At 33.0% G+C, this 23,102-nt stretch carries 24 protein-coding genes; 5 read left to right on the forward strand and 19 right to left on the reverse strand.

The genetic code is table 11. The features are described from left to right. Nucleotides 1–111: 111 nt before the first annotated feature. The 3 genes from B4N66_RS12330 (at nt 112) to B4N66_RS12340 (ending at nt 3,166) form a co-directional block, all read left to right on the forward strand. Nucleotides 112–1,299: a ligand-binding sensor domain-containing protein gene (locus tag B4N66_RS12330; RefSeq protein ID WP_291095147.1), complete on the forward strand. Its 1,188-nt coding sequence runs from the start codon at nt 112–114 to the stop codon at nt 1,297–1,299. 48 nt (nt 1,300–1,347) lie between these two features. Next, complete coding sequence (locus B4N66_RS12335) at nt 1,348–1,902, forward strand: hypothetical protein (RefSeq protein WP_291095148.1); 555 nt, start codon at nt 1,348–1,350, stop codon at nt 1,900–1,902. Nucleotides 1,903–2,002: 100 nt separating this feature from the next. Further along, entirely contained in the window at nt 2,003–3,166 is a 1,164-nt protein-coding gene (locus B4N66_RS12340) for a ligand-binding sensor domain-containing protein (protein ID WP_291095149.1), read from the forward strand. A 222-nt stretch (nt 3,167–3,388) separates the two neighbouring features. On the opposite strand, the gene B4N66_RS12345 is transcribed toward B4N66_RS12340, so the two are convergent. The 19 genes from B4N66_RS12345 to B4N66_RS12440 all read right to left on the reverse strand — a co-directional run bounded on the left by B4N66_RS12345 (nt 3,389) and on the right by B4N66_RS12440 (nt 21,807). Continuing rightward, nucleotides 3,389–5,044 (reverse strand): endonuclease NucS domain-containing protein, encoded by a 1,656-nt coding sequence (locus B4N66_RS12345; RefSeq protein WP_291095150.1) that lies wholly within the window; start codon nt 5,042–5,044, stop codon nt 3,389–3,391. A 289-nt stretch (nt 5,045–5,333) separates the two neighbouring features. Beyond that, nucleotides 5,334–5,789: an HAD domain-containing protein gene (locus B4N66_RS12355; RefSeq protein WP_291095151.1), complete on the reverse strand. Its 456-nt coding sequence runs from the start codon at nt 5,787–5,789 to the stop codon at nt 5,334–5,336. 18 nt (nt 5,790–5,807) lie between these two features. Next, nucleotides 5,808–6,188, reverse strand: a complete 381-nt coding sequence (locus tag B4N66_RS12360) for a hypothetical protein (protein ID WP_291095152.1) — start codon at nt 6,186–6,188, stop codon at nt 5,808–5,810. A gap of 85 nt (nt 6,189–6,273) precedes the next feature. Then, nucleotides 6,274–7,221, reverse strand: a complete 948-nt coding sequence (locus B4N66_RS12365; RefSeq protein ID WP_291095153.1) for a tRNA dihydrouridine synthase — start codon at nt 7,219–7,221, stop codon at nt 6,274–6,276. A gap of 42 nt (nt 7,222–7,263) precedes the next feature. Next, the gene (locus tag B4N66_RS12370) at nt 7,264–7,788 is read right to left on the reverse strand and encodes a CIA30 family protein (protein ID WP_291095154.1); all 525 of its coding nucleotides are present in this window, start codon (nt 7,786–7,788) and stop codon (nt 7,264–7,266) included. Between the two features lie 87 nt (nt 7,789–7,875). After that, nucleotides 7,876–10,101, reverse strand: coding sequence for a redoxin family protein (locus B4N66_RS12375; RefSeq protein ID WP_291095155.1), 2,226 nt, complete (start codon nt 10,099–10,101; stop codon nt 7,876–7,878). 2 nt (nt 10,102–10,103) lie between these two features. Next, a complete protein-coding gene (locus B4N66_RS12380) occupies nt 10,104–11,009 on the reverse strand; it encodes an ABC transporter ATP-binding protein (RefSeq protein ID WP_291095156.1) in 906 nt (301 codons plus the stop codon). A gap of 90 nt (nt 11,010–11,099) precedes the next feature. Next, a complete protein-coding gene (locus B4N66_RS12385; RefSeq protein ID WP_291095157.1) occupies nt 11,100–12,626 on the reverse strand; it encodes a flotillin family protein in 1,527 nt (508 codons plus the stop codon). 11 nt (nt 12,627–12,637) lie between these two features. Continuing rightward, the gene (locus B4N66_RS12390; RefSeq protein ID WP_291095158.1) at nt 12,638–13,201 is read right to left on the reverse strand and encodes a serine protease; all 564 of its coding nucleotides are present in this window, start codon (nt 13,199–13,201) and stop codon (nt 12,638–12,640) included. A 217-nt stretch (nt 13,202–13,418) separates the two neighbouring features. Then, nucleotides 13,419–14,180 carry a tryptophan synthase subunit alpha gene (trpA, locus tag B4N66_RS12395; protein ID WP_291095159.1) on the reverse strand — a complete coding sequence of 254 codons (762 nt, stop codon included), beginning with the start codon at nt 14,178–14,180 and terminating at the stop codon, nt 13,419–13,421. Between the two features lie 2 nt (nt 14,181–14,182). Beyond that, nucleotides 14,183–15,367, reverse strand: a complete 1,185-nt coding sequence (trpB, locus tag B4N66_RS12400; RefSeq protein WP_291095160.1) for a tryptophan synthase subunit beta — start codon at nt 15,365–15,367, stop codon at nt 14,183–14,185. Next, nucleotides 15,364–15,990 (reverse strand): phosphoribosylanthranilate isomerase, encoded by a 627-nt coding sequence (locus B4N66_RS12405; protein WP_291095161.1) that lies wholly within the window; start codon nt 15,988–15,990, stop codon nt 15,364–15,366. The genes trpB and B4N66_RS12405 overlap by 4 nt, the downstream gene beginning before the upstream one ends. Beyond that, nucleotides 15,987–16,772 carry an indole-3-glycerol phosphate synthase TrpC gene (gene trpC / locus B4N66_RS12410; RefSeq protein ID WP_291095162.1) on the reverse strand — a complete coding sequence of 262 codons (786 nt, stop codon included), beginning with the start codon at nt 16,770–16,772 and terminating at the stop codon, nt 15,987–15,989. Before trpC ends, B4N66_RS12405 begins: the two co-directional genes overlap by 4 nt. Beyond that, nucleotides 16,772–17,764 (reverse strand): anthranilate phosphoribosyltransferase, encoded by a 993-nt coding sequence (trpD, locus tag B4N66_RS12415; RefSeq protein WP_291095163.1) that lies wholly within the window; start codon nt 17,762–17,764, stop codon nt 16,772–16,774. The genes trpC and trpD overlap by 1 nt, the downstream gene beginning before the upstream one ends. Before the next feature lie 81 nt (nt 17,765–17,845). Then, complete coding sequence (locus tag B4N66_RS12420; RefSeq protein WP_291095164.1) at nt 17,846–18,412, reverse strand: anthranilate synthase component II; 567 nt, start codon at nt 18,410–18,412, stop codon at nt 17,846–17,848. Nucleotides 18,413–18,417: 5 nt separating this feature from the next. Continuing rightward, the gene (locus B4N66_RS12425; protein WP_291095165.1) at nt 18,418–19,818 is read right to left on the reverse strand and encodes an anthranilate synthase component I family protein; all 1,401 of its coding nucleotides are present in this window, start codon (nt 19,816–19,818) and stop codon (nt 18,418–18,420) included. A gap of 290 nt (nt 19,819–20,108) precedes the next feature. Beyond that, nucleotides 20,109–20,678 carry a YceI family protein gene (locus B4N66_RS12430; RefSeq protein WP_291095166.1) on the reverse strand — a complete coding sequence of 190 codons (570 nt, stop codon included), beginning with the start codon at nt 20,676–20,678 and terminating at the stop codon, nt 20,109–20,111. Between the two features lie 24 nt (nt 20,679–20,702). Continuing rightward, entirely contained in the window at nt 20,703–21,335 is a 633-nt protein-coding gene (locus B4N66_RS12435; RefSeq protein WP_291095167.1) for an NAD(P)H-dependent oxidoreductase, read from the reverse strand. Nucleotides 21,336–21,351: 16 nt separating this feature from the next. After that, nucleotides 21,352–21,807: a MarR family winged helix-turn-helix transcriptional regulator gene (locus tag B4N66_RS12440; RefSeq protein ID WP_291095168.1), complete on the reverse strand. Its 456-nt coding sequence runs from the start codon at nt 21,805–21,807 to the stop codon at nt 21,352–21,354. 133 nt (nt 21,808–21,940) lie between these two features. On the opposite strand from B4N66_RS12440, the gene B4N66_RS12445 reads away from it, so the two are divergent. Together B4N66_RS12445 and B4N66_RS12450 are read left to right on the forward strand one after the other, a co-directional pair. Then, nucleotides 21,941–22,465 (forward strand): TlpA disulfide reductase family protein, encoded by a 525-nt coding sequence (locus B4N66_RS12445; protein ID WP_291095169.1) that lies wholly within the window; start codon nt 21,941–21,943, stop codon nt 22,463–22,465. Nucleotides 22,466–22,475: 10 nt separating this feature from the next. Continuing rightward, a complete protein-coding gene (locus B4N66_RS12450; protein ID WP_291095170.1) occupies nt 22,476–23,084 on the forward strand; it encodes a thioredoxin family protein in 609 nt (202 codons plus the stop codon). Nucleotides 23,085–23,102 lie beyond the last annotated feature (18 nt).

Genomic DNA, 23,102 nt, shown 5'->3' on the forward strand with positions numbered 1-23,102 from the left:
CTGTTGACACTTCTTTTACATTTTTTTTGCATTTCAATGAATTGATTGGGCTAGTTTTACACCAAGTTTGTTCGGATGAAGAAACTTTATTAACATACACTTTTTACTAATATGAAATCAATTATGAGATACAAGCAATTACATAATCTTATTTTAAAATCATTTTTTTTATCAATATGTTTATTGTTTATAACTTCTTGTGCCGGGCAAATTGAAAAAAACGCTACACCATTAAAATTTATACCGGAGCAAACGAAAATACATGCTGACAGTATAAGTTTAAAAGCAGAAACTTTACCCGAATATAGAGTGGACGTACATGATAAAGACTACCAGGGAAATCAAATCAGTGGCGTGGTTCGAACTGTTTTTCAAGATAGTAAGGGAAATTTTTGGTTTGGAACACAAAGCGGACTCTGTCGAAAAGACAAAAATGGACTTGTTTATTTTGATATTAAAAATCGTACTGGTCAGGGAGTAACTGTTCATGTGATCCTTGAAGACAAAACAGGTGCAATTTGGATTGGCTATGGAGGTGGAATTGCTAAATATGACGGAACGTATTTTACCAATTATCATGAAAAAGATATCCTGACAACCGGCGGACTTTGGAGCATGCTAATGGACTCAAAAGGAACGCTTTGGATTGGAACCACGCAGGGTGTCTTTACTTTTGATGGCAAAGCATTTACACCGTTTGAAATTCCGGAAGGAAAAGTAAATCCAAACTTTGGAGTTAGCACTTCTAAAATGATACACTCCATTACTGAGGACAGTAAAGGTAATATATGGTTTGCCACCAATGGCGGAGCATATAGGTTTGACGGAAATACATTAACGAACATTTCAGCTAAAGACCAATCGCTTTCCAATTTTGTAAATCGAATTATTGAAAGAGCAGATGGAACGTATTGGATTTCAACCGTAAACGGACTTTTTCTCTACGATGGGACTACGTTTAAAAGTATCACCGAAAAGTTATTGGGTAAGGATGAAGGAGTAGGCTGTATTTTTGAAGACAAAACCGGTACGATTTGGTTTATTGCGTATAAGCGTGATATCTATAATTATAACGGCAAAACATTTCAGAAAATTGAAGCTAAAATTAAAATAAGCGATTATATAGTATTGCCCTTTGAAGTTAACCAAGACCAACAAAAGCAAGAAGGTAATTTTTCACCTTTCCCATTTCAAATCTACCAAGACCGACAACAACGAATCTGGTTTGTAGGTTTTAAAGGAGCGTATCGTTTTGAAAACAATGCCTTTGTGAATGTTACAAGAAATGGACCATGGTAAAAGAAAATAAAAAAATCAATTTATTATAAATCATTAAAATCATCAATCATGAACAACAAGTTATTATTTGGCTTATTACTACTTTCGTTCAATTACAATTGTGCGGAAGTAAACTCGCAAGACATGGCTATAAACACCACAGCGGTTGACAGCGTGTATGTTGGGCAAACTCATTTTAGCGATGATGTGGTGCGGGAAGATCCGCTTTACACCGCTATCGTTCGCGTTGACAAACAAAGCAACAAGGAACATTTACTTTCCATTCAAATGAATTTAAAGAATAATAGCTATTTTGTTTCGCCAACAGAACCCGGTTCTTTTACAGGAAAATTTACGATTGTACTTACCGAACCGAAACATCTACAAACTAATGAAGCAATTATCGAAACACCTTTATCAAATGTGGATGAAAACGAAGGTTTTGTAAAATGGGTTCGAGAAAACACGCATTACAAACAATCATTAAAAGTACTTTCCAACGAAAATTTTGAAGTCTATGGCTACATCCAATTTACGATTGAACCGCGATGTTCATTAGAAAAAATTCCTTTTATTCTTTCGTATGTGGATGGAAAGTTGAGTGTGAAGATGGATGGGTGTTAACTGTTGTTGGTTGTCTGTTATCAGTTGTTGGTTGTCTGTTATCAGTTGTCTGTTGTCAGTTTTCAGTCGTTATAAAGCATTCGTATAATCAATAAATAATATGAAAAAAATCATTTCTATACTTATCTTAATGTTGGCAGTAATTGGCGGACTGGTGCTTAGTTTAACTCAGTTCAACAACGACTGGGTTGCTAATCGTGAAATTACTACGGAAACTCCTAAAAAGCCAATTCCAAATCTACTCTCTGCTGATGAAAAGAAATCTGAACAAAAACAGACTAAAGCAGAAACGTTAGAAATCGGTAAATCAGCTTCTGAACTTCATACTAAAATTTGGAGAATATTTCAAGACTCAAAAGGAAAGTACTGGTTTGGAAGTGATGGAAAAGGTATCTATCATTTAAACGGAAACGAGCTGAAACAATTTACAACTGTAGACGGATTAGTGAACGACTCAATACGTGGTATTCAAGAAGATGCGGACGGAACTATTTACATCGAAACACACAAAGGAATAAGCAAGTTTGACGGAAGGAAATTCACCACTTTAAAAGTAATAAGATCGTCTCAAAACCAATGGAAACTTGAACCGAATGACTTGTGGTTTGGTTTCTACAATGCAAACGATTTATATCGTTATGATGGTGATTCACTTTACGAATTAAAATTACCACGACAAGATTTAAAAAAAGCGTTTGGAATTGACACGTTAATCAGCCCTTTTAATCGTAATAATCCTTATTCGGTTTATGGTGTAAATAAAGACAAAGACGGAAATATTTGGTTTGGAACGTTTATAGCTGGTGCTTTCCGATACGATGGAAAATCGTTTTTGTGGTTTGATGAAAAAGAACTTTCCACACTTCCGGATGGAAGAGTTCCAGCAGTTCGCTCAATAATTCAAGACAAAGATGGATATTTTTGGTTGAGCAATTTTATAAGCAAATATAAAATCGAAGCAAGCGGATCAGCGTATAAAAAATTAAAAGGAATTGAAAAAGACCATCCTCACTATTTCAATTCCGGATTATCAGATAATAAAGGAAATTTATGGATGGCAACCTACAGCGGTGGTGTCTGGAAATATGATGGAAAAACACTATCAAAGTTTGAAATCAATAGTGAAATAGAAGATATTTTACTAGTTTCAATCTACCAAGACAAAAACGGAATTCTTTGGCTAGGTACAGATAATGATGGCGTTTACAAACAAAATGGAGATAAGTTTGAAAAGTTTAAAGTAAAAAATAAAAGTGACCGGTAATTAGGGTTTGACAATTTTTTCTAACTTACGGATATGTCTTTTTAGACTTTTCCGATGTTATTAAGGTTTACTTACAGGTGTTTGTATGAGCGAGTCGCTCGCACGAGCGGGCTGGTTTGTAGACTCAAAATTTTTAGATAAACTCAGAAAATCTAAAGTACAAAACAAACTTTAGAATTAGTCTAAAACCCCAATTTCTTGAAACCTCTGTTAGTTGACGTATTATTTTTTAAATTCAATTTTAGCTTTATGAAAATGGTTATTATGTGTAATAACTAATTTATCAATAAATTCTTGGTTTGAGTTTATGAAATCTATTAATCCGTTTTTTAGTTCACTTACCTTTTTAAATTTATAATTTTTTAAAATATAAAAATCTTTATCAATTAAATTTTTAATTTTATAAGTTTCATAAGTAAGTCCTAAATCTTCAAAAATTGATTCATTTTCTATTTCACTAATTCCCCAAGTCATCATCATAATAATATTTCCAGGTTCATTGTTGAAATATTTATTTACAAATTTTTCAAAATTAGGTTTTTCTCCATTCCAACTAAAAGAGCCTAAATAAATTTCATTTTCTATTTCGTTTTTTACTTCAAGACTATAAAAAGGTAAGTATTCTAAAGAATTCTCATTTACAACAATGTTGATTATAGATAATAAGATATTTTTAGTTGTTAAAATTTCTATATTTAATTTGTCATATTTTAAAAAGTCATTCTCATCAAATATTAATTTAAGATTATTTTTCCAAACAATGTTGTTTTTTAATGTTTTGTTTATCGTTTCTTTTAATTCTATGAATTTAGACTTATGATTAGGACTACAAGAATCTTGCAAAACGGAATTGCCGATTCCTGACAATCCTTTTGTTTCTGAAATAATTTTATCATCCGTTAATAATTTATTTTTTATTAATGATGAAGAACGAATTAACTCAGTAATTTCCCATTTTTCTTCATCAATAATTTTATTAGCAAACTTTGCTGGATATCCAATTTCAGATGAATCAGAATAGAACCAAGGTTTTAAGTTACCTAATACATTATTTTCTAAAGTTGCTAATATGTCATCTTCATCTTTAAAATCGCAATATTTGATATATTCTTTTGTTTGTTTATATTCAGTTTTATCACGTTTTAAAATCTCGTAATATTCTTCAATTGTTAATCTTTGAAATACTGAATAAATCATATATTTATATACTTCCATATTATCAAAATGGCCAACAAATTCTGATTTATCAATTCCTAAAAGATTAGACATAACTTGTTCTAAATCTTTTTTGTATTTTTCGTTGTTAAATTCAGCACCTTTCAATATAATTAAGACATAATCAAAAATACCTTTTAATTCATATATTTTTTTATGACTTTCAATACCTTTTTCAAGATTTTCAAGATTTGAGTATAGATTGCATTCGTGAATTGGGGAAAATAATCGTCCGTTATTTGTTTTGCAAGGCTTAATTTTTGTAGCTTTTAAAATATTCAGATTATTATCAGTTTCTATTTGAAAACCCTCAATACTAATCTTTGATTCGTTTGCAAATGTTGAGAATGGTATGTATAGTTCTTTCCATTCAGTAGAGATTATTACAGCTTTTATTTCGCTTGATTTAACTTTATACTCAGCTTTAATTGCTTCGGTATATTTATAAATTTCGTGAATCGCTTGTCTTGATGATTGATTTGAACGTTTAACCTCTATAATTACATAATTATTGTTATTATCCTTAGCCAAAATATCAATAAAACTCTTTGTTGTTTTTGATTCTGGAATATAATGTTCAGTACTAATAAGAATAAATTCAGAATTAATAAGTTTAAGATTTGAAGCCAAATTATCTCTAATAATATCCTCGTGATTTTTCATAGTTTTCGAAAGATGTCAGCAAACTCGTTTCTATGTATGAAAAAATCATACATTATCCTTCAAATATAATAAAAAAAACAAACCAAAAACCTACCTCTCCCCACCAAAAATCTCCTTCACCGCCTCAACATAATTTCTCGGATTCTGAGCTTTTTTAATCTTTTTCAGCGTCTTTTGTGGGTTGGAGAAGGAAGAGGAAAAGTACTTCCAAAAACCTAACATTTTCATTAATAAAAAAAGTTAATTGAAAAAAACTCCAATTAACTTTTCATATTTTGAGTGGATGAATTTAATACATTTTAATTTTATCTATCGCTTCATCGGCGAGACTTTCTGTTAAACCAACTGAGCCGCTTGTTTGGATTAATTTACTTTTTAAAAAGTCGGGCAATCCGTTCAGCGATTTATCGTCGTCGATGATGATGAATTTTTCATCCACATTTTTCGTGTTAAACCATTGTAAAAGTTCTTCTTTTCGATTCAAATGATTCGGATTCTTTGGAAGTCGCGTAATTTTATTTACGTTGATGTTTCTTCGTTTAAAAATGTTGTTCCATTCTTTTAACGTGTATTTGTATTTGTGCGAGGTGGTCAAGACAATATTGGCACTTGAACTAGAAATAATTCTATCAAGCGATCGAACGGCATTTGAACTGAACGCAGGGAAACCATCTTCTAAAATTTCCGGTTTTCGCCATGCGTTGGCAGGTACCATCACTCCATCTATGTCTAAATATAGTAACATGATGCAAAAATACTACAATTATTTTGTTAGTTCAATAATTTTCTCCAAAGAAATGTTGTTGTAAAGAGCGTCTAATTCGTTTAATCTTAGTATTTTATCTTCAGTATCCCATTCTTCTTCAACAAATTCAACATCTAACCAATCATATTCAATTGTTGCACTTGTTTTGGAAGATTTAGCTCTTTCTAGTTTTACATTCGCCAAAATAGAACTAATGTATCGATGATGTCCATCAATTATCAGCGTTTCACAGATTTTTATATCGTCAAATTTTATACCATGAATCATTTTTTTGTAGATTCTATTGATAATAGGAAGACAAAGCTTGTTGTGTGAAGAAGTTAAAACGAAATCGGACTCTTGGATGGCTTGTAAAATAATTTCTTTGTTGATGTTCATAATTATTTGTTTTGAATGGCTTGTAAAAAAACTTGATTAAGGCAAATATAAACAAAAATGGAATATAAAAAAAAGTCTGATAATGCTACCTCTCCCCACCAAAAATCTCCTTCACCGCCTCCACATAACTTTTCGGATTTTGAGCTTTTTTAATCTTTTTCAATGTCTTTTGAGGGTTGGAGAAAGAAGTGGAAAAGTATTCCCAAAAACCTAACATTTTCATTTTGATAGGCGTGGGGCCGGAAAGAGCGGCATCGTATTCTTGGTAAATCGAGTCGTGAAATTCCTTGAAGATTTGCCAACGGTTGGTTGGGTATTCTGTGGTGTTGGTTTTAATCATGCTTGGCAAAAACGGGTCGGCAATTAAACCGCGACCAATCATAAAATGATCAATACTTGGAAAACGTTCTTGCATTTCTTTAAACTTGGCAACTGAGGTGATGTCGCCGTTGTAATATAATTTGTGTTTGGTGTTTTCGGTGCACCGTTGAAAAGCTTCTAAATTTACACCGCCGTTATACAATTGCTTACCAATTCGGGCGTGAATCGCAATGTTTTTAATCGGGTATTTATCCAAAATCGGGAAAACATCTAAGATTTCTTCGGGATGTTCATAACCCATTCGCATTTTCATCGAAACAATGACGTCGGTTTCGTTGTGCACGCGGTTTAAAATATGGTCAATCCGTTGCGGTTCACAAATCAACCCGGAACCCATTCCTTTTTTAGTCACCATCGGGTAGGGACAACCTAAATTCCAGTTCAGTTCTTTGTAACCCAATTCCTGAATGTATTTCACTACAAACAAAAACTCATCGGCATCATTCGTCATTACTTGCGGAATCAATTCGGAGACTTTGTTGTTTTCGGGTTGCAAATCTCGTTGGTACGAATTTTTGATTATCAGTTTTCCATCCAAACGAATATACGGAGCATAAAATGTATCGATACCACCAAAATAGCTGTGAAACGCATTTCGAAAACGGAAATCGGTAAAACCTTGTAAAGGCGAGGATAATAGGGTAGGACTCATGTATTTGATTGAGTCGTAAAGATAAGCGAAAAGGAATTAATTTTATTCCAACTCAATTTTATCCAAAACCAACTGAAACGATTCGTTCTTTTTGTTACCGATTAAAAACACGATTTCTTCAAAAGAATTACTATCAAAATTCGGTAAATTCAAGGTTTGTCCTCTAAACGAAGGATATAATTCACTCAGTTTAATTTCAATGGTTTCCCAATCGCCGGAAGTTTTAAAAGTCGTGATGTACGAGTAATAGGAAGTTGCTTTGTCTTTGATTCTGAATTGATAGTTTTTGCCATCGCCTTTCAAACGAATGCGAACTTTACTGTCTTTGGTCACCTTCACTTTATCACATTGATAACGTACGGACGAAAAACCACCATTATTTTCTAACGAAACAGTTCCTGCAAAAACGCCATTTCCTTCCGTATCAATAGAAAAATTCCCTTGCGATAAACCGCCCATCACACCATCGTCAATGATTCGCCAATCGCGTGGGGAGGAGTTTTGGTTGAAGTCGTATATCATAGTTGTGTTAAAAATCGCCATCAGTAAAACGAAACCTATTTTCATCTTTTATGATTTTTTTATAAAAGTAAATGTAATTGGCTTTTGGTTAAACTGATTTAACAGACTTTTGTGCGGCGTTTAACACTAAATTTATTCCATTTCTTTCAAATTTAATACTTTTCGCAAAATCATTTCAAAAGCCGGTTCTGTGGGAAATGGCATGTTTGAATTATATATTTTACCATCGGTATCAATTAATATGAATCTCGGAATTGATTCAATGTTATAATCTTTCCTAAGTTTTTCCATATCATTGGCATGCAATTGCAAGACAGATTTTGATTTTAACTTGGCACTTACGTACCATTTTGTAATATCTTTATCTGTACTCAACGCAATAAATTGAATGTTTTCTTTTTTATATTTAATGGCCATTTTTTCAAAATATGGCGATTGAAATAAGCATGGACCACACCAAGTTGCCCAAACATCAATTACCACATATTTTCCTTTAAAATTTGCTAAACTAATGGGTTTTGAATCTAAATTGGTGGCTAAAATTTCATCAGCTATTTTTCCTCTTCCTAATCTTTCATAGGTTTTGAAAAGATGAAGAATACTTTTATTTAGTTTTGAATCAGTTATTTTATTAGCATAATTTTCAACTAATTGCAATCTGTTTTCAGAAGAATTTGCCTCTTTAATGTTATTTTTTAAATAATAAAATAGCAATCTGTTTTTGAATTGACTTGGTTCTAAGGTTGAAATGGCATCAATTTCTTTCAGATTTTTATCAATATCACGATCATCATTTTTAGTTAGTTCATAAAGTAAGTAGATCAAATAATTTTCGTTCCCAATCAAAGTCTCATCTTGTAAAGAAATTTTTGACTTCAAAGAGGCAATATCATCCGTTAGAACTGTTTTTTCGTTTGGAAATAATGCTTTTCTTTTATCAAGAAATTGATTAAGAAGATTAAGATATTCAACTGTAATTAATTTTTTTTCTTTTTCAATAAAATCTTGCTTTGGAGTATAATTATCAGCCGTTCTAAAGGTATTTGCTGCGTTGAACTTTTCTTCCCATTCATCATATAATTCCTCTTGAATTCTCTTTGAGTTGTCTAAATTGACATTTTCATTAATTTGATAACTTAAATAACTCCAACTAATACTGTTGCTTTTTTTATAATCGTTTTCGGGAAATCGTGTACCAAATAATTCCGTTTTTAATTCATTATTTTTAAATTCAATGGAAGCAAAAATACTATCATTCGAAGCAAATAATAAATCTACTGGTAAAGAATTATCAATGATTATTTTATAATTATCCAATGGAATTTTATTGCTTAAAACAGTATGAAATTTATTGTTTTTAATTTCTAAAGCGGCAAGTGTATCTTCAATAATTGGATGAATTAGATAGGCTTTCCCAAATTGTATATCACTTTTAATTTCACCGGCAATTATTGTTTTGTCATTTAATTTTACTTGATGAGTTTGTGAGAGAAACAAATAGGAAAATAGTGTAATTAAAAGAACAAATAATGAAAGTAGTACTCTTTTTTTGGTACTAAAAAATGCTCTGAAAATCGATTTAAAGCTATACCAATAGTAACCTAAAAACAAAAAGAAAGCTGTACCAATCAAACTGTTTTTTTCTGTAAATAAAAACCAATTTCCTACTTGGCTACCCTCCGGATACTTTGAAACTCTATTTAAAATTTCAAAAGGAAACCAGTCCGGTATCGTAACTAGATTTGATATAATTAAAAATCCTATCAACAGAAAAAAACCGATTAAAACTGACCAAATATAACTTGATATTTTTACAGCTAAGAAGTATTGAAAGGCTGTTAAATAAAGACTTGCAATAAATAATCGTATAAAAATGTGCAATAAATAGGTAACAGGTATGCTAAAATCGGCCACTTCAGGAGCTTCTGTAAAGAGATAAATTAGATAGGTAGAAATTACACTAAAAAATAAGAAAGTGGAAATAGCGATAATATTGGCAATCAAAACAATGCAAAATTTGGAAAGGTAAATGGAAGTCTTTTGCAAAGGTGTGGTTTCCATCAGTTGCCAACCACCGTTTTTATGATCTAATTGAGCTATTTTACTTGTAATTAGAATAATTAGTAATGGAAAAATAAAAACTGTGAATGAATCCAAAATATCATCCAGATGTTTTGTAAAAATATTAAATGAAAAGGCAATAGGTTTACTTGGTTCTGGATTAAGAACAACAACAATTGTATAGAGTAAAGGGATAATAAGACCAAAAATAAAACTGAGCGAATATAAGCCTGTGCCGCGTTTTTTTATGTGTTCGGCTTGAATGGCAGTAAATAAATTATTTATACTATTTTTCATTTTTAATTTTCAATTAAGTTCATGAACCATTCTTCTAATCCTTCAAGTATTTTAACTTCATAAATTAACGCACCTGCTTCAATTAATTTTTTTATAAAAGTTGGAATTTCATCTTTGGAATTCAAGACAACGGCAATTTTATTAGCTTCGTTTAATTCTGTTTTAACGTCATTCTCTTCTAATTTTTTTTGCCAATCTGAAGCATTGTCAATCGTTATTTCAATTTTGCATGTATTAAAACTTGTAGACAATTGATTCATTGTACCTTCAAATTTTAGTTTACCTTTTGCAATGATACCAATGTGTGTACACATTTTTTCGATTTCACTTAGCAAATGACTTGACACAAAAATAGTTACGCCTTTTTCTTTATTAATTTTGATTAAAAGTTTTCTTATTTCAACAATTCCATTTGGATCTAGTCCATTAACAGGTTCGTCTAAAAACAACAATTCGGGCTCGCCTAAGAGTGCCATTGCAATTGCTAATCGTTGTTTCATGCCAAGCGAATATTGTTTTGCCTTTTGATTTTTAGCATAGGTTAACTCAACCAATTCAAGCACTTCATCAATTTTGTCAGGATTAATGTTTTTGACTGTTGCGATATACAAAAGGTTGTTATAACCCGATAAATGAAGATATAATGCAGGACTTTCCACTAAAGCACCAATCTTAGAAAAAATAGATGGTATTTGCTCATTTAAACCTTTTCCAAAAATTTTAATTGCATTGTTATCATCAGGAATTATTCCTGTTAGTAGTCGCATCGTAGTTGACTTTCCTGCACCATTAGGACCAAGAAATCCATAAATACTTCCTTTAGGAACATTGATGGATAAGTTTTCAATAACGCTTTTATGTTTTGAATATTGAAAATTAAGGTTGCTTGTTTGAATTATAATTTCCATTAAAAATTTATTGATGTATGTAAAAGTAAGAAAAAATCCCAAATTCATAACTTTGAATTTGGGATTTATAATTAGTTACTAAATAAATTACTATTTCTCTGTATTTGGTTTAGGATCCAACGAAACATCAGTAGATTTCACATCTTCGACTTTATCTTCACCTTTCAAATACGTTGGCAAATTCAATCCGGCCATGTTGAATAAATCATTCAACGGCGGCACGGTTTTCATCATTCCTGATACAAAATTGGCAGTAGAACCGTTTCCGTCAGCATTATTTCCTGAATCCCAAACGGTAATTTTATCAATTTTGATGTTTTTCACGGCCTCCACTTGTGTTTTCACCAACTCAGGAAGTTTTTCAATTAATAACAACTGGAAAGCTTTGGTTGGATCGCCACCGGCAGCATTCACCACTTCACGATAACCTTCTGCTTGTTTGGTTAAGATTTCATATAAACCTTTTGCTTCCGCTTCCATTTTGGCAAAAATTGCATCGGCCTCACCTTTGGCTTGAACACGTGTTTTTTCAGCTTCAGCTTGGGCATCAATAATGGCTTTTTGTTTCGCAATCTCGGCCGGAATTACAATGTTCGCATTTTGGGTCGAACGTTCTCTTTCCGCACGAGCAGATTCTGCTTTTTGTTCGGCCACATAGGATTCTTCCAATGCTTTTGCTTGTTGTACTTTTTCAGAAGCTAAGGCAATACGCAACGCTTCAGCTTCTTTTTCACGACGTGAAGCATCCGATTGTGCAATCGCAATTTTCGCTTCGTTTTCCCCTTGAATCGCAATCGCATTGGCTTCTGATGTAGCCACACGAGTATCTCTTTGAGCTTCGGCTTTACCAATACTTTCGTCTTTAAACGCTTCGGCAATACTTACTTCTTTATCTTTATTGGTGATGGCGATTTTCACATCACGATCTCTATGGGTTTCAGCAATTTGAACGTCTTTTTCACGATCGGCCATTGCTTTACCGGTTTCCCCGATTTTTTCTTGCTCTGCTACCGAAATCTTCGCTTCGTTAATGGCTTTTGCAGCGGCTTCTTTTCCTAATGCTTCAATATATCCGGATTCGTCTTTAATATCGGTAACGTTTACGTTGATTAATTTTAAACCGATTTTTTTCAACTCAGAATCTACGTTTTTAGAAATATTGTCTAAGAATTTATCACGATCAGAGTTAATTTCTTCAATCGTCATTGTTGCAATAACTAAACGCAATTGACCGAAAAGAATATCTTTAGCCAATTCCTGAATTTGTTCAGGAGAAAGTCCTAAAAGACGTTCAGCAGCCGTATTCATGCTATCTGTTTCTGTTGAAATGGCAATCGTAAAACGACAAGGAACGTCTACACGAATATTTTGTCTTGAAAGAGCATTTGTTAGATTGGCTTCAATCGAAAGCGGTTTTAAATCCAAATACTGATAATCTTGAATAACCGGCCAGATGAAAGCACCACCACCGTGAACACATTTGGCAGAAGAACCGCCCGTTTTTCCATAAATAACAAGAATTTTGTCTGAAGGACAGCGTTTGTAACGCGAAACTAAAGTAACAAAAAGAACAAAGACAATAAAAACAGCAACAACAATAATAATTAATTGGGTCATATGGTTAGAGTTTAAAGTTTATCGACGATTAGGATATTATTTTCAATATTTTTAATTTTTACGAGGCTTCCGGTCGCTATTTTTTCGGAGGCTTCTGTCATGGCTTGCAATTCGTGAAAAGAACCTTTTACACTTATTTGTACTTTTCCTACACCTGTTTTTGATTCAGGAATGGTTAGATATACTGTAGCCGTTTGGTTGATGGTATTTTCAAATTTAAACGAATTGTCTTCTCCTAGTTTTAGTATTTGTTTGATAAGGAAAAAGAAAAGAGCAATAAAAATAATTCCCACCACAACTGAGATGATAATTAAAACAGTTTTGTTTTCGATGCTGTCATACAACGAAATTCCGGTCCAACTGAAACCCAATAAAAAGTTGATGAGGTTTCTAAGTGAAAACAATTCAAAAGGAGCATCTGCCGAATCGTGTCCTTCTACCATGTCAACATCTGCATCTGCACCGCCAAATCCTATAAAAGTTAAAACGGTTTGCAATAAAAAAAACAAACTTGTTGGTAAAGCAATGTACCAATAGGTTTTTAGTAATGGATCTAATCCTTCAAGAAATTCCATAAATTGAGTTTTGGTTTGGTTACAACTTTTATACGTGGACTTTTACAAAAAGTTACAAGAAAATGTTAAAATAATTTTTGAAAGATTTCTTTTTAAACGAGTAATTTTTTTTAATACGAAGTCAAAAATTAAGCCTTATATTGTTAATTTTTCAATATAGACAAAATTTATAGTGATAATTTATGTAATTGATTAAGAAGTCTTTGTGGCTATTTATTTAAAGTAATTTTTTGATAAATTCAGAAGTGCTTTCTACAGGATTATTTTTGATAAAATTGATAAATCCACTTCCAATAATCGCTCCTTTTTGATGTTTTGTTGCTTGCAGAAAAGTTGTTTTATCCGAAATTCCAAAGCCAATAATTTGCGGATTTTTTAAATTCATGGATGCAATTCTCTCAAAATAATTTTCCTGAATTTCATTAAATCCTAATTGATTTCCGGTTACACTTGATGAGCTAACCATGTAAATAAAACTGTTGGATAAGTCATCAATTTTCAGAATTCGCTCATCTGAAGTTTGTGGTGTGATTAAAAAAATGTTCTTCAAATCATACTTTTCAAACAATTCTTTATACTCCGATTCATAGATTTCTAAAGGCAGATCAGGAATAATTAAGCCGTCAATTCCAACTTCATTACATTTTTGGCAGAAATTTTCTACTCCAAATTGCATGATTGGATTAAAATATCCCATGATAATCAAAGGAATTTCAACGCTTTCACGAATATTCGCCAGTTGTTCAAACAATAGTTCTGTCGTCATTCCGTTTCGCAGTGCTTGTGTGGAACTCGCTTGAATCGTTGGACCATCCGCTAACGGATCACTGAAGGGTAAGCCGATTTCAATCATATCAACACCACTTTTTTCTAATTCAGAAATGATTTTGGTTGTATCATCCAAATTAGGATAACCAGCTGTGAAATAGATAGATAATAGCTTTTTATCTTCTTGCAATTTTTTATTTATTCGATTCATTTCTAATGTAAATTAAAATAATCAATGTAGGTGCTCAAATCTTTATCGCCTCGTCCGGAAAGATTAATTACCACAATATCAGTTGGTTTGAATTGTTTTTTATCTAAAATCGAAAAGGCGTGAGCAGTTTCAATCGCTGGGATGATGCCTTCTGTTTGTGATAATTCCCAACCCGATTGCATTGCTTCATCATCGGTTATCGCAATAAATTCAGCTCGTTTTGTTTGATGTAAATGTGAATGAAGCGGACCAACACCGGGATAATCCAAACCTGCAGAAATCGAGTAAGGTTCCGTAATCTGTCCATCATTCGATTGCATCAAAAGCGTTTTACTTCCGTGAATGATACCGATTTTACCCAAAATAGAAGTCGCTGCACTTTCGCCGGATTCAACACCTTTTCCGGCAGCTTCCACAGCAATTAATTTCACGTTTTCATCGTCTAGAAAATGATAAAAAGCTCCGGCTGCATTGCTTCCGCCGCCAACACACGCAATCACGTAGTTTGGAAATTCTGTCCCTTCTTTTTCTTCTAATTGAGCTTTGATTTCCTCAGAAATTACGGCTTGAAAACGTGCAACCATGTCCGGATAGGGATGAGGTCCAACCACAGAACCAATGATGTAATAGGTGTTTTCGGGATTGTTAATCCAATCGCGAATCGCTTCATTGGTTGCATCTTTCAGGGTTTTTGAACCTGAAGTGGCGGGTCTGACTTCTGCACCCAACATTTTCATTCGTGCTACATTGGGAGCTTGACGTTTGATGTCGATTTCACCCATATAAATCACACACTCCAAACCCATTAACGCACAAACGGTGGCTGTGGCAACGCCGTGTTGACCGGCTCCTGTCTCGGCAATGATTCTGGTTTTTCCTAATCGTTTGGCAATCAGTATTTGACCAATCGTGTTATTGATTTTATGAGCTCCGGTATGGCACAAATCTTCTCTTTTCAAATAGATTTTAGTGTTGTATTTTTCGGATAATCGCTTGGCAAAATAGAGTGGAGTAGGACGACCGACATAATCTACCAGCAATTCCATAAATTCTTTTTTAAAACTAGGTTCAGCTGTAATCTTTAAATAATTTATCCGAAGTTCTTCGATATTTGGGTACAACATTTCAGGAATGAAAGCTCCGCCAAATTCGCCATAAAATCCTTTTTCATCTACTTGATAATTCATCGCAATTGATTTAATTTTTCTTGAAATTCTCTAATTTTTTCTTTGTTTTTGATACCAAAATCATCTTCAAATTGACTGTTTATATCAATCGCAAAACAGTTTTTAGCGGATTCTGATTGAAGAAATTTCTCCAATTTTGGTAGTTCATCCAACCCAATTCCGCCACTTAAAAAGTACGGAATGTCTTCTTTGTACTGATTTAAAATTTCCCAATCAAAGGTAGTTCCGTTTCCGCCGGGAAGTTCTCCTTTTGTATCAAATAAAAGATAATCTACACACTCATTTTTGTAATCCAATTCATTGAAATTAAAATTATTATCAATAGTTATTGATTTAATTACTTTAATATTAGTTTTTCGCATTTCTAAGCAAAAATCTGCTGTTTCTTCACCATGCAGTTGCACAAAATCTAATTTGTGCGAAATGATTTTATCAACAATTTCATTGTAATCAGCATCCACAAAAACGCCAACTTTTTGAATTGTGCTCGGAATATCTTGGATAACATTTTCGCAATAACGTTTGGAATTTTTCCAAAAAATAAATCCTAGAAAGTCAGGTTGCAATTCACTTATTGAAAGCGTATTTTCCTGATCTTTCATCCCACAAATTTTTAATTTCATATTTTTATTTTATTGATAAATTTCTTCATTTCACTTTCTGGGTTCTCACTTTTCATAAAATATTCACCCATTAAAAAACCTTTAAAACCATATTCTTTTAGCTCTAGAATTGCTTCTGTGGAATCAATTCCGCTTTCCGAAATTTTGATAAATCCTGATGGAATGTGTTCCGCTAATTGCTTACTGTATTCTAAATTGACATCAAATGTTTTCAAATTCCGATTGTTCACACCAATTAAATCTAAAGTTGGCATAATCGATTTATTCAGTTCTTCTTGGTTGTGAATTTCTAATAAAACTTCTAAGTTGAGTGATTTTGCTAATTCAGAAAACTGCTTGATTTCTTCTCGAGTCAAAACCGCTGCAATCAGTAAAATCACATCCGCTCCAAAAGCTTTTGCTTCAATAATTTGGAATTCATCTACCAAAAAATCCTTTCGCAAAAGTGGTAAATTGGTGGTGGCTCTCGCTAAAATTAAATCGTCTAATGATCCACCAAAATACTGATTATCAGTCAGAATTGATATTCCTGAAGATCCTCCATTATCATAGCTTTTTACAATATCTTCCACGGCATCCGATTGGTTGATGACTGATTTGGAAGGCGATCGACGCTTATGTTCAGCAATTATTCCACTTGAATTATTCAATAAACGATGAACCAATGAATTCGTTTTTCTTTTAAACAAAACCGATTGTTCCAATTGTTTTATCGGGATGATGGATTTTTTTAACTCAACTTCTCTTTTTTTGGAAGCGATTATTTGATCTAAAATGTTCATTATCGACTGAGATTTTGAAGTGTTTTCAATTTTTCGAGAGCTTTTCCGCTCATCAAACTTTCTTTAGCGATTTCTAAACTTTCATCAATTGATATTTTTTTCATCATTGAAATTGCTAAGGCCGCATTCGAAAAAACCACGTCATTTTGCATTTGCGTTCCGTTACCGGATAGAATTGTCATGAAAATGTTGGCTGCTTCTTCAACGGTTTCGCCACCTTTGATTTGATGCAAAGTGACCGATTTGGTATTGAAATCTTCCGGTTTTAGAATTTTTTCCGATGAATTGGAAATTATCTTGACATTTCCGGTCAATGAAACTTCATCAAAACCTTCTAAATCATATAAAATAGAAAAATTGGTTGTAGTATTTTGATACAAATAAGCATACATTCGAGCTAATTCCAAACTAAAAACGCCAACCAATTGATTTTTTGGAAAAGACGGATTTACCATTGGTCCGAGCATATTAAAAAAAGTTTTTACACCTAATTCTTTTCGAATCGGACCCACATTTTTCATCGCCGGATGAAATAACGGAGCGTGAAGAATGGCAATATTGGCTTCTTCCAGACATTTTTCGAGATAATCTTGTTGGTTACTAAATTTTACGCCTAAATTTTCCATCACATTACTGGAACCTGAAATGGACGAAACTCCATAATTTCCGTGCTTTGCGACTTTAATTCCCGCTCCGGCAACTACGAAGGAAGCTAAAGTAGAAATGTTGAATGTGTCTTTTCCATCGCCACCGGTTCCGCACAAATCGATGGTTTCATAGTCTGAAAAATCGATTGGGACGCAAAGTTCCAACAACGCTTCCCGAAAACCGGTTAGTTCTTCGATCGTAATGCTTCGCATCATATAAACCGTCATAAATGCCGCCATTTGACTGGCATTGTATTGTCCGGAAGAAAGATTAATCAACACGTTTTTCGCTTCTTCTTTCGTCAGCGTTTTGTGATTGATTAATTGATTGAGTATGTTTTTCATAGTTTTTTAGTGATTAGTGAATAGTAATTGGTAATTAGTCAAGCTTCAACAGACAACTGAGAACCGACAACCGACAACGGTCTAACTCTCCAGCCAATTTTCCAAAATCTTCTTCCCATTCGGCGTTAAAACGCTTTCGGGATGGTATTGAACACCTTTTACATCTAATGTTTTGTGTCGAATGGACATAATTTCGCCGTTTTCATCCACGGAAGTGATTTCTAAATCTTCCGGAAAATCATCAGGATTGATGACCCAAGAGTGGTAGCGACCGACTTCAAATTCAGTTGGCAAATTATTGAAAAGAGAATCTTCTTTGGTGATTTTCACTTTGGAAGCTACTCCATGATAGACTTTTTCTAAGTTGATTAAACTTCCACCGAAAACTTCCCCAATGGCTTGCTGACCCAAACAAACGCCAAGTATACTTTTGGTTGAAGCATATTTTTTGATAACATCCAGCAACAAACCGGCTTCTTCGGGAATTCCTGGGCCGGGTGAAAGAAGAATTTTATCGAATTTTTCTAATTCGTTCAACTCAAATTCATCGTTTCTAAAAACGGTAACTTCGGCATTCAAATCTTCTAAATAGTGAACCAAATTGTAGGTAAAACTATCGTAGTTGTCGATAATGATAATTTTTTTCATCGAAATTATATTTTTTCTGCCATTTCTAAGGCTTTGTTTAACGCGTTTAATTTATTGTAGACCTCTTGCATTTCGCTTTCTTCGGAGGAACTTTCTACAATTCCGGCTCCGGCTTGGTAATGCAAATGATGGTTTTTACTCAAGAATGTGCGAATCAGTATTGCGTGATTGAAGTTACCATTAAAATCTATAAAACCAATGGCTCCACCGTAAAAACTTCGGTTGGTGTTTTCGATTTTTTCGATTAACTGCATTGCTTTGTGTTTTGGAGCTCCGGTTAAAGTTCCTGCAGGAAAAGTGGAAGCCACTAAATCCACTGTTTTAGCTTCTGGTTTTAGTTTTCCAACAACTTTTGAAACCAAGTGAATAACGTGCGAAAAGAACTGAATTTCTTTGTATTTCTCAATTTTCACTTGATTGCAATTTCTGCTTAAATCGTTTCGGGCTAAATCGACAAGCATCACGTGTTCGCTGTTTTCTTTGACATCTTCGGCTAATTTTTTGGCTTGAATGGCATCGTTTTCATCATTTCCGGTTCGTTTGAAAGTTCCGGCGATGGGATGAATTTCGGCTTCACCGTTTTTTACAATCAAATGAGCTTCGGGCGAAGAACCAAATAATTTGAAATCGCCATAATCAAAATAGAACAAATAGGGTGAAGGGTTGATGTTTCGAAGAGCCCGATACACATTAAACTCATCGCCTTTGAATTCTTGCGAAAATCGTCGTGATAAAACCAATTGAAAAACATCACCACGATGACAGTGTTTTTTGGCTAAAGTAACTTGTTCTTTAAAATTTTCATCGGTTAAATTGGAAACCGTTTTTCCCACTTTTGAAAACGAAAAAGAAGCAAAATTTTTCACTTGGAGCAATTGTTCAATTTCATTATTATTAGAATAATCAGAAATACTATGGCAGAAAAGAAATGCTTCATTGTTAAAATGATGGATGGCGATGACGTTTTGATAAATGGCGTAATACATTTCAGGAATTACAATGGAATCGTCCTTTTTTGAAATTTCAATTTTTTCAAAATAACGAATGGCTTCATAGCTTGTAAATCCAAATAGTCCGTTGTAGGCAAACTTTAGATTCGGACCATTTACTTCAAACTTTTGCATAAAGTTTGAAATTTCATTCGTAATTGAAGTTTCATTTTTTATAGGATGATTTTCAGAACTTCCATCCGGAAAATGTGTTGTAATCACATTGTTTTCAACCTTAAAACTCGCAATCGGATTACAACAGATATAGGATAAACTATTATCGCTCGTATGATAATCGGAACTTTCCAATAAAATACTGTTTGGAAATTTATCCCGAATTTTTAAGTAAACACTCACCGGCGTGATGGTGTCGGCTAAAACCGATTTGTATGTTGTATTTAATTTGTATTGCTTCATATTTGATTGAATTAAAAAGAAAAAGGGCTTGTCGTGTTTGACAAGCCCTTTTAAATATTTTGAAAAATATAACTATAGGTAGCTAGCTCACGACGACCGACGTAAGTTGTTCCACCACCAAGCTGTATTTAAAAATGTGTTCATGTTTTCTTTTGAATGACAAATGTAGGGATGAAATTTGAATAAGCAAACGATTTGCTTAAAATTATCAATTTTTATGATTTGTTTAAACAAAAAAAATCCTGAAACTTTTTTCGAATCAGGATTTAGCAATTTTCCCCATTTGTTTTTTAGTAAACTAACACTACTGTTAATTCGAAATCGTCGTTGATAGCTTTGTCGCCTAAGCTATCAAAAAAGCTACCTGAACCATATTCAATTCCGTATTTAGTTCTGTCCACTTTAAAAGATGTTCTGGCAGTTCCATCTCCAATGGCTAAATCAAAAGTTACCGGTAATTTTTTTCCTTTGATGGTTAAATCGGCTGTTACAGTATAAACATCACTTCCTTTTGAAGCTATTGTTTTGAATTCTAAAGTTGAAGAAGGGTGTCTATCTACACCAAAGAAATCATCAGCTTTCAAGTGTCCTTCTAACTTTTCTTTTCCTTTTCCTGCTTGCAAATCGGCAACAGTTATAGAAGTCATATCCACTTCAAAAGAACCACCTTTTAATTTTTTTCCTTCAAAAACCAATGTTCCTGAACTAAAATTGATAGTTCCGTCATGTTGTCCGGTTACTTTTTTTCCAACCCACGTAATTTTACTTTTATCTACGTTAATTTTTTTGTTTTGAGCAGTAGCGGTGAATGTTCCTGCAGCTACTATAAATGCTAATGCAATTGTTTTTAAATTTTTCATTGATTTAATTGTTTAAGGTTGTTTTTATAAATTGATAAATAATTCGTTTTTTGGTTTACGCACTTTTTTATAATGTTGCGTGGCATCTTCTTCATGACGGTAACCGATTGTGGCAAGCAATGAGGCATTTAAACCTAGTGCTTTTAAGCCTAATAGTTCGTTTACATTTTCCGGTTCAAAACCTTCCATTGGTGTTACGTCAATTTTTAGTTCTGCTGCGGCGTTTAGTAAGTTTCCTAGAGCTAAATAGGTTTGCTTAGATGTCCAGTTATTTCTATCCTCTTCTGTTAATGCGGTTATTTTCATTTTCATGAAATCGGCATATCCTTTTACGCTTTCAGCAGAAATCCCTCTTGTTTCTGCCATATTAGCAATGTAATTATCAATTTCGGTTTCTCCAAAGTTAGTAATATTTGCGAAAACTAATAGCTGAGAAGCATCTACAATTTGCGATTGTCCCCATGCAAAAGGTTGAATTTTAGCTCTTAACTCAGGATTTTCGATAATAAATACTTTGTAAGGTTGCAATCCATAAGAGGAAGTGCTCAATTGAATTGCCTCTTTTAATGTTTCCAAATCTTCTGAAGAGATTTTTTTGGTGGCATCAAATTTTTTGGTGGCATAACGCCAGTTTTGATTAGTAATGAAGTCGCTCATTTTTTTTTTTGGTAAATTAAATTGTTCTATATTTTTCTAACAAGTTGTTCAAATTTTCTAATTCTTCTGAAGTTAAATTAGTGGAAAATAAAGTTTCATGTGCTTCAATTTTCGGATCTAGTTCGGCTAATAATTTTAGTCCTTTTTCGGTGATGGTGATTTCCATTTTGCGTCTGTTTTCTTCACAGACTTCACGATTTACTAAACCTTTCAATAGTAATTTATCTACCAATCGGGTAGTGTTACTTGTTTTAGCAATCATTCGTTCTTGAATTACACACATATTTGCAGGTTTTCCTTTTTGGCCACGTAGGATTCGCAAAACATTAAATTGTTCAACCGATAAATCAAAGGATTTTAAAATATCATTAAAAGCATCTGCAATAACATTTTGAGTGAACATGATATTTAGTACAGTTCGCTTTTCGATGCTAATGGGTGAATTGGATTTTATGATTTCTTCTATCTTCATTTGTAATTACAAAATTTGTATGTACAAATGTAATTCTATTTTTTTATTGTATATACAAATGTCTATTAAATTTTTGTTAAAGATTTTTAAGAGGAAAGTGGAAGGTTTAATTTTATGAGATAATTGTGTGGCGATGACAAACTATAAAAAACTTTTATTGTTGATTGTATTTCAATTCTTTTTGTTAGGGAATGGATATTCACAGAATAAACCATTAAAAGTCTATGAGAAAGATGGAATTACATTAAAATCATATAATTTCGATGGATTACAACCGTATTTGAATCAAAAGAATGATACCATTTATGTCGTCAACTTTTGGGCAACGTGGTGCGTTCCTTGTGTAAAAGAATTGCCTCATTTTGAAAAACTAAATCAAAAATACAAATCAGGAAAATTCAAAATGATTCTAGTGAGTTTAGATTTTCCTAAGATGATAGAAAGTCGAGTTATTCCATTCATTAAAAATAAAAATTTGGAAGCAGAAGTTGTTGTTCTAAATGATCCCGACGCCAATAGTTGGATTGAAAAAGTTGCAAAAGAGTGGTCGGGAGCCATTCCGGCAACCATTATTTATAAAAATGATAAGCGAAAGTTCTATGAACAATCGTTTACAGAAGACGAATTAGAAACAGAAATAAAATCATTCATTAACTAAATTAAAAACTATGAAAAAATTCAAAATTGCCTTTTTAGTGCTTGTAGCCGGATTGATTACGGCTTTTACATCAACGAATCCAGCCGGTTACGAAATTGGTTCAATTGCTACTGATTTTTCACTAAAAAATGTAGACAATAAAAATGTGTCATTAAAAGATTATAAAGATGCAAAAGGTTTTATTGTAATTTTTACGTGTAATCACTGTCCGTATGCAGTGGCGTATGAAGATCGAATTATCGATTTAGATAAAAAATATAAAAAGTTAGGTTATCCTGTAATTGCCATTAATCCAAACAATCCTGAAAAGCAAAAGGACGATAGTTTTGATAAAATGCAAGTGCGTGCCAAAGAAAAAGGATTCACTTTTCCGTATTTGTTTGATGATGGGCAGAAAATTTATCCACAATATGGAGCAACTAAAACGCCTCATGTTTACATTTTGCAAAAAACAGACAAAGGAAATGTTGTGCAATACATTGGTGCAATAGATGATAATCATTCAGACGAAACAGCTGTGAAACAAAAATATGTTGAAAACGCTGTTGATGCGTTATTGAAAAAACAAGAAGTAAAAGTAAAGACAACTAAAGCAATCGGTTGTTCCAATAAAGCTTAGTAAAGTTGCTGAGTAGCT

The organism is Flavobacterium sp. UBA2787, assembly GCA_002352205.1.
Taxonomy (GTDB): Bacteria; Bacteroidota; Bacteroidia; order Flavobacteriales; family Flavobacteriaceae; genus Flavobacterium.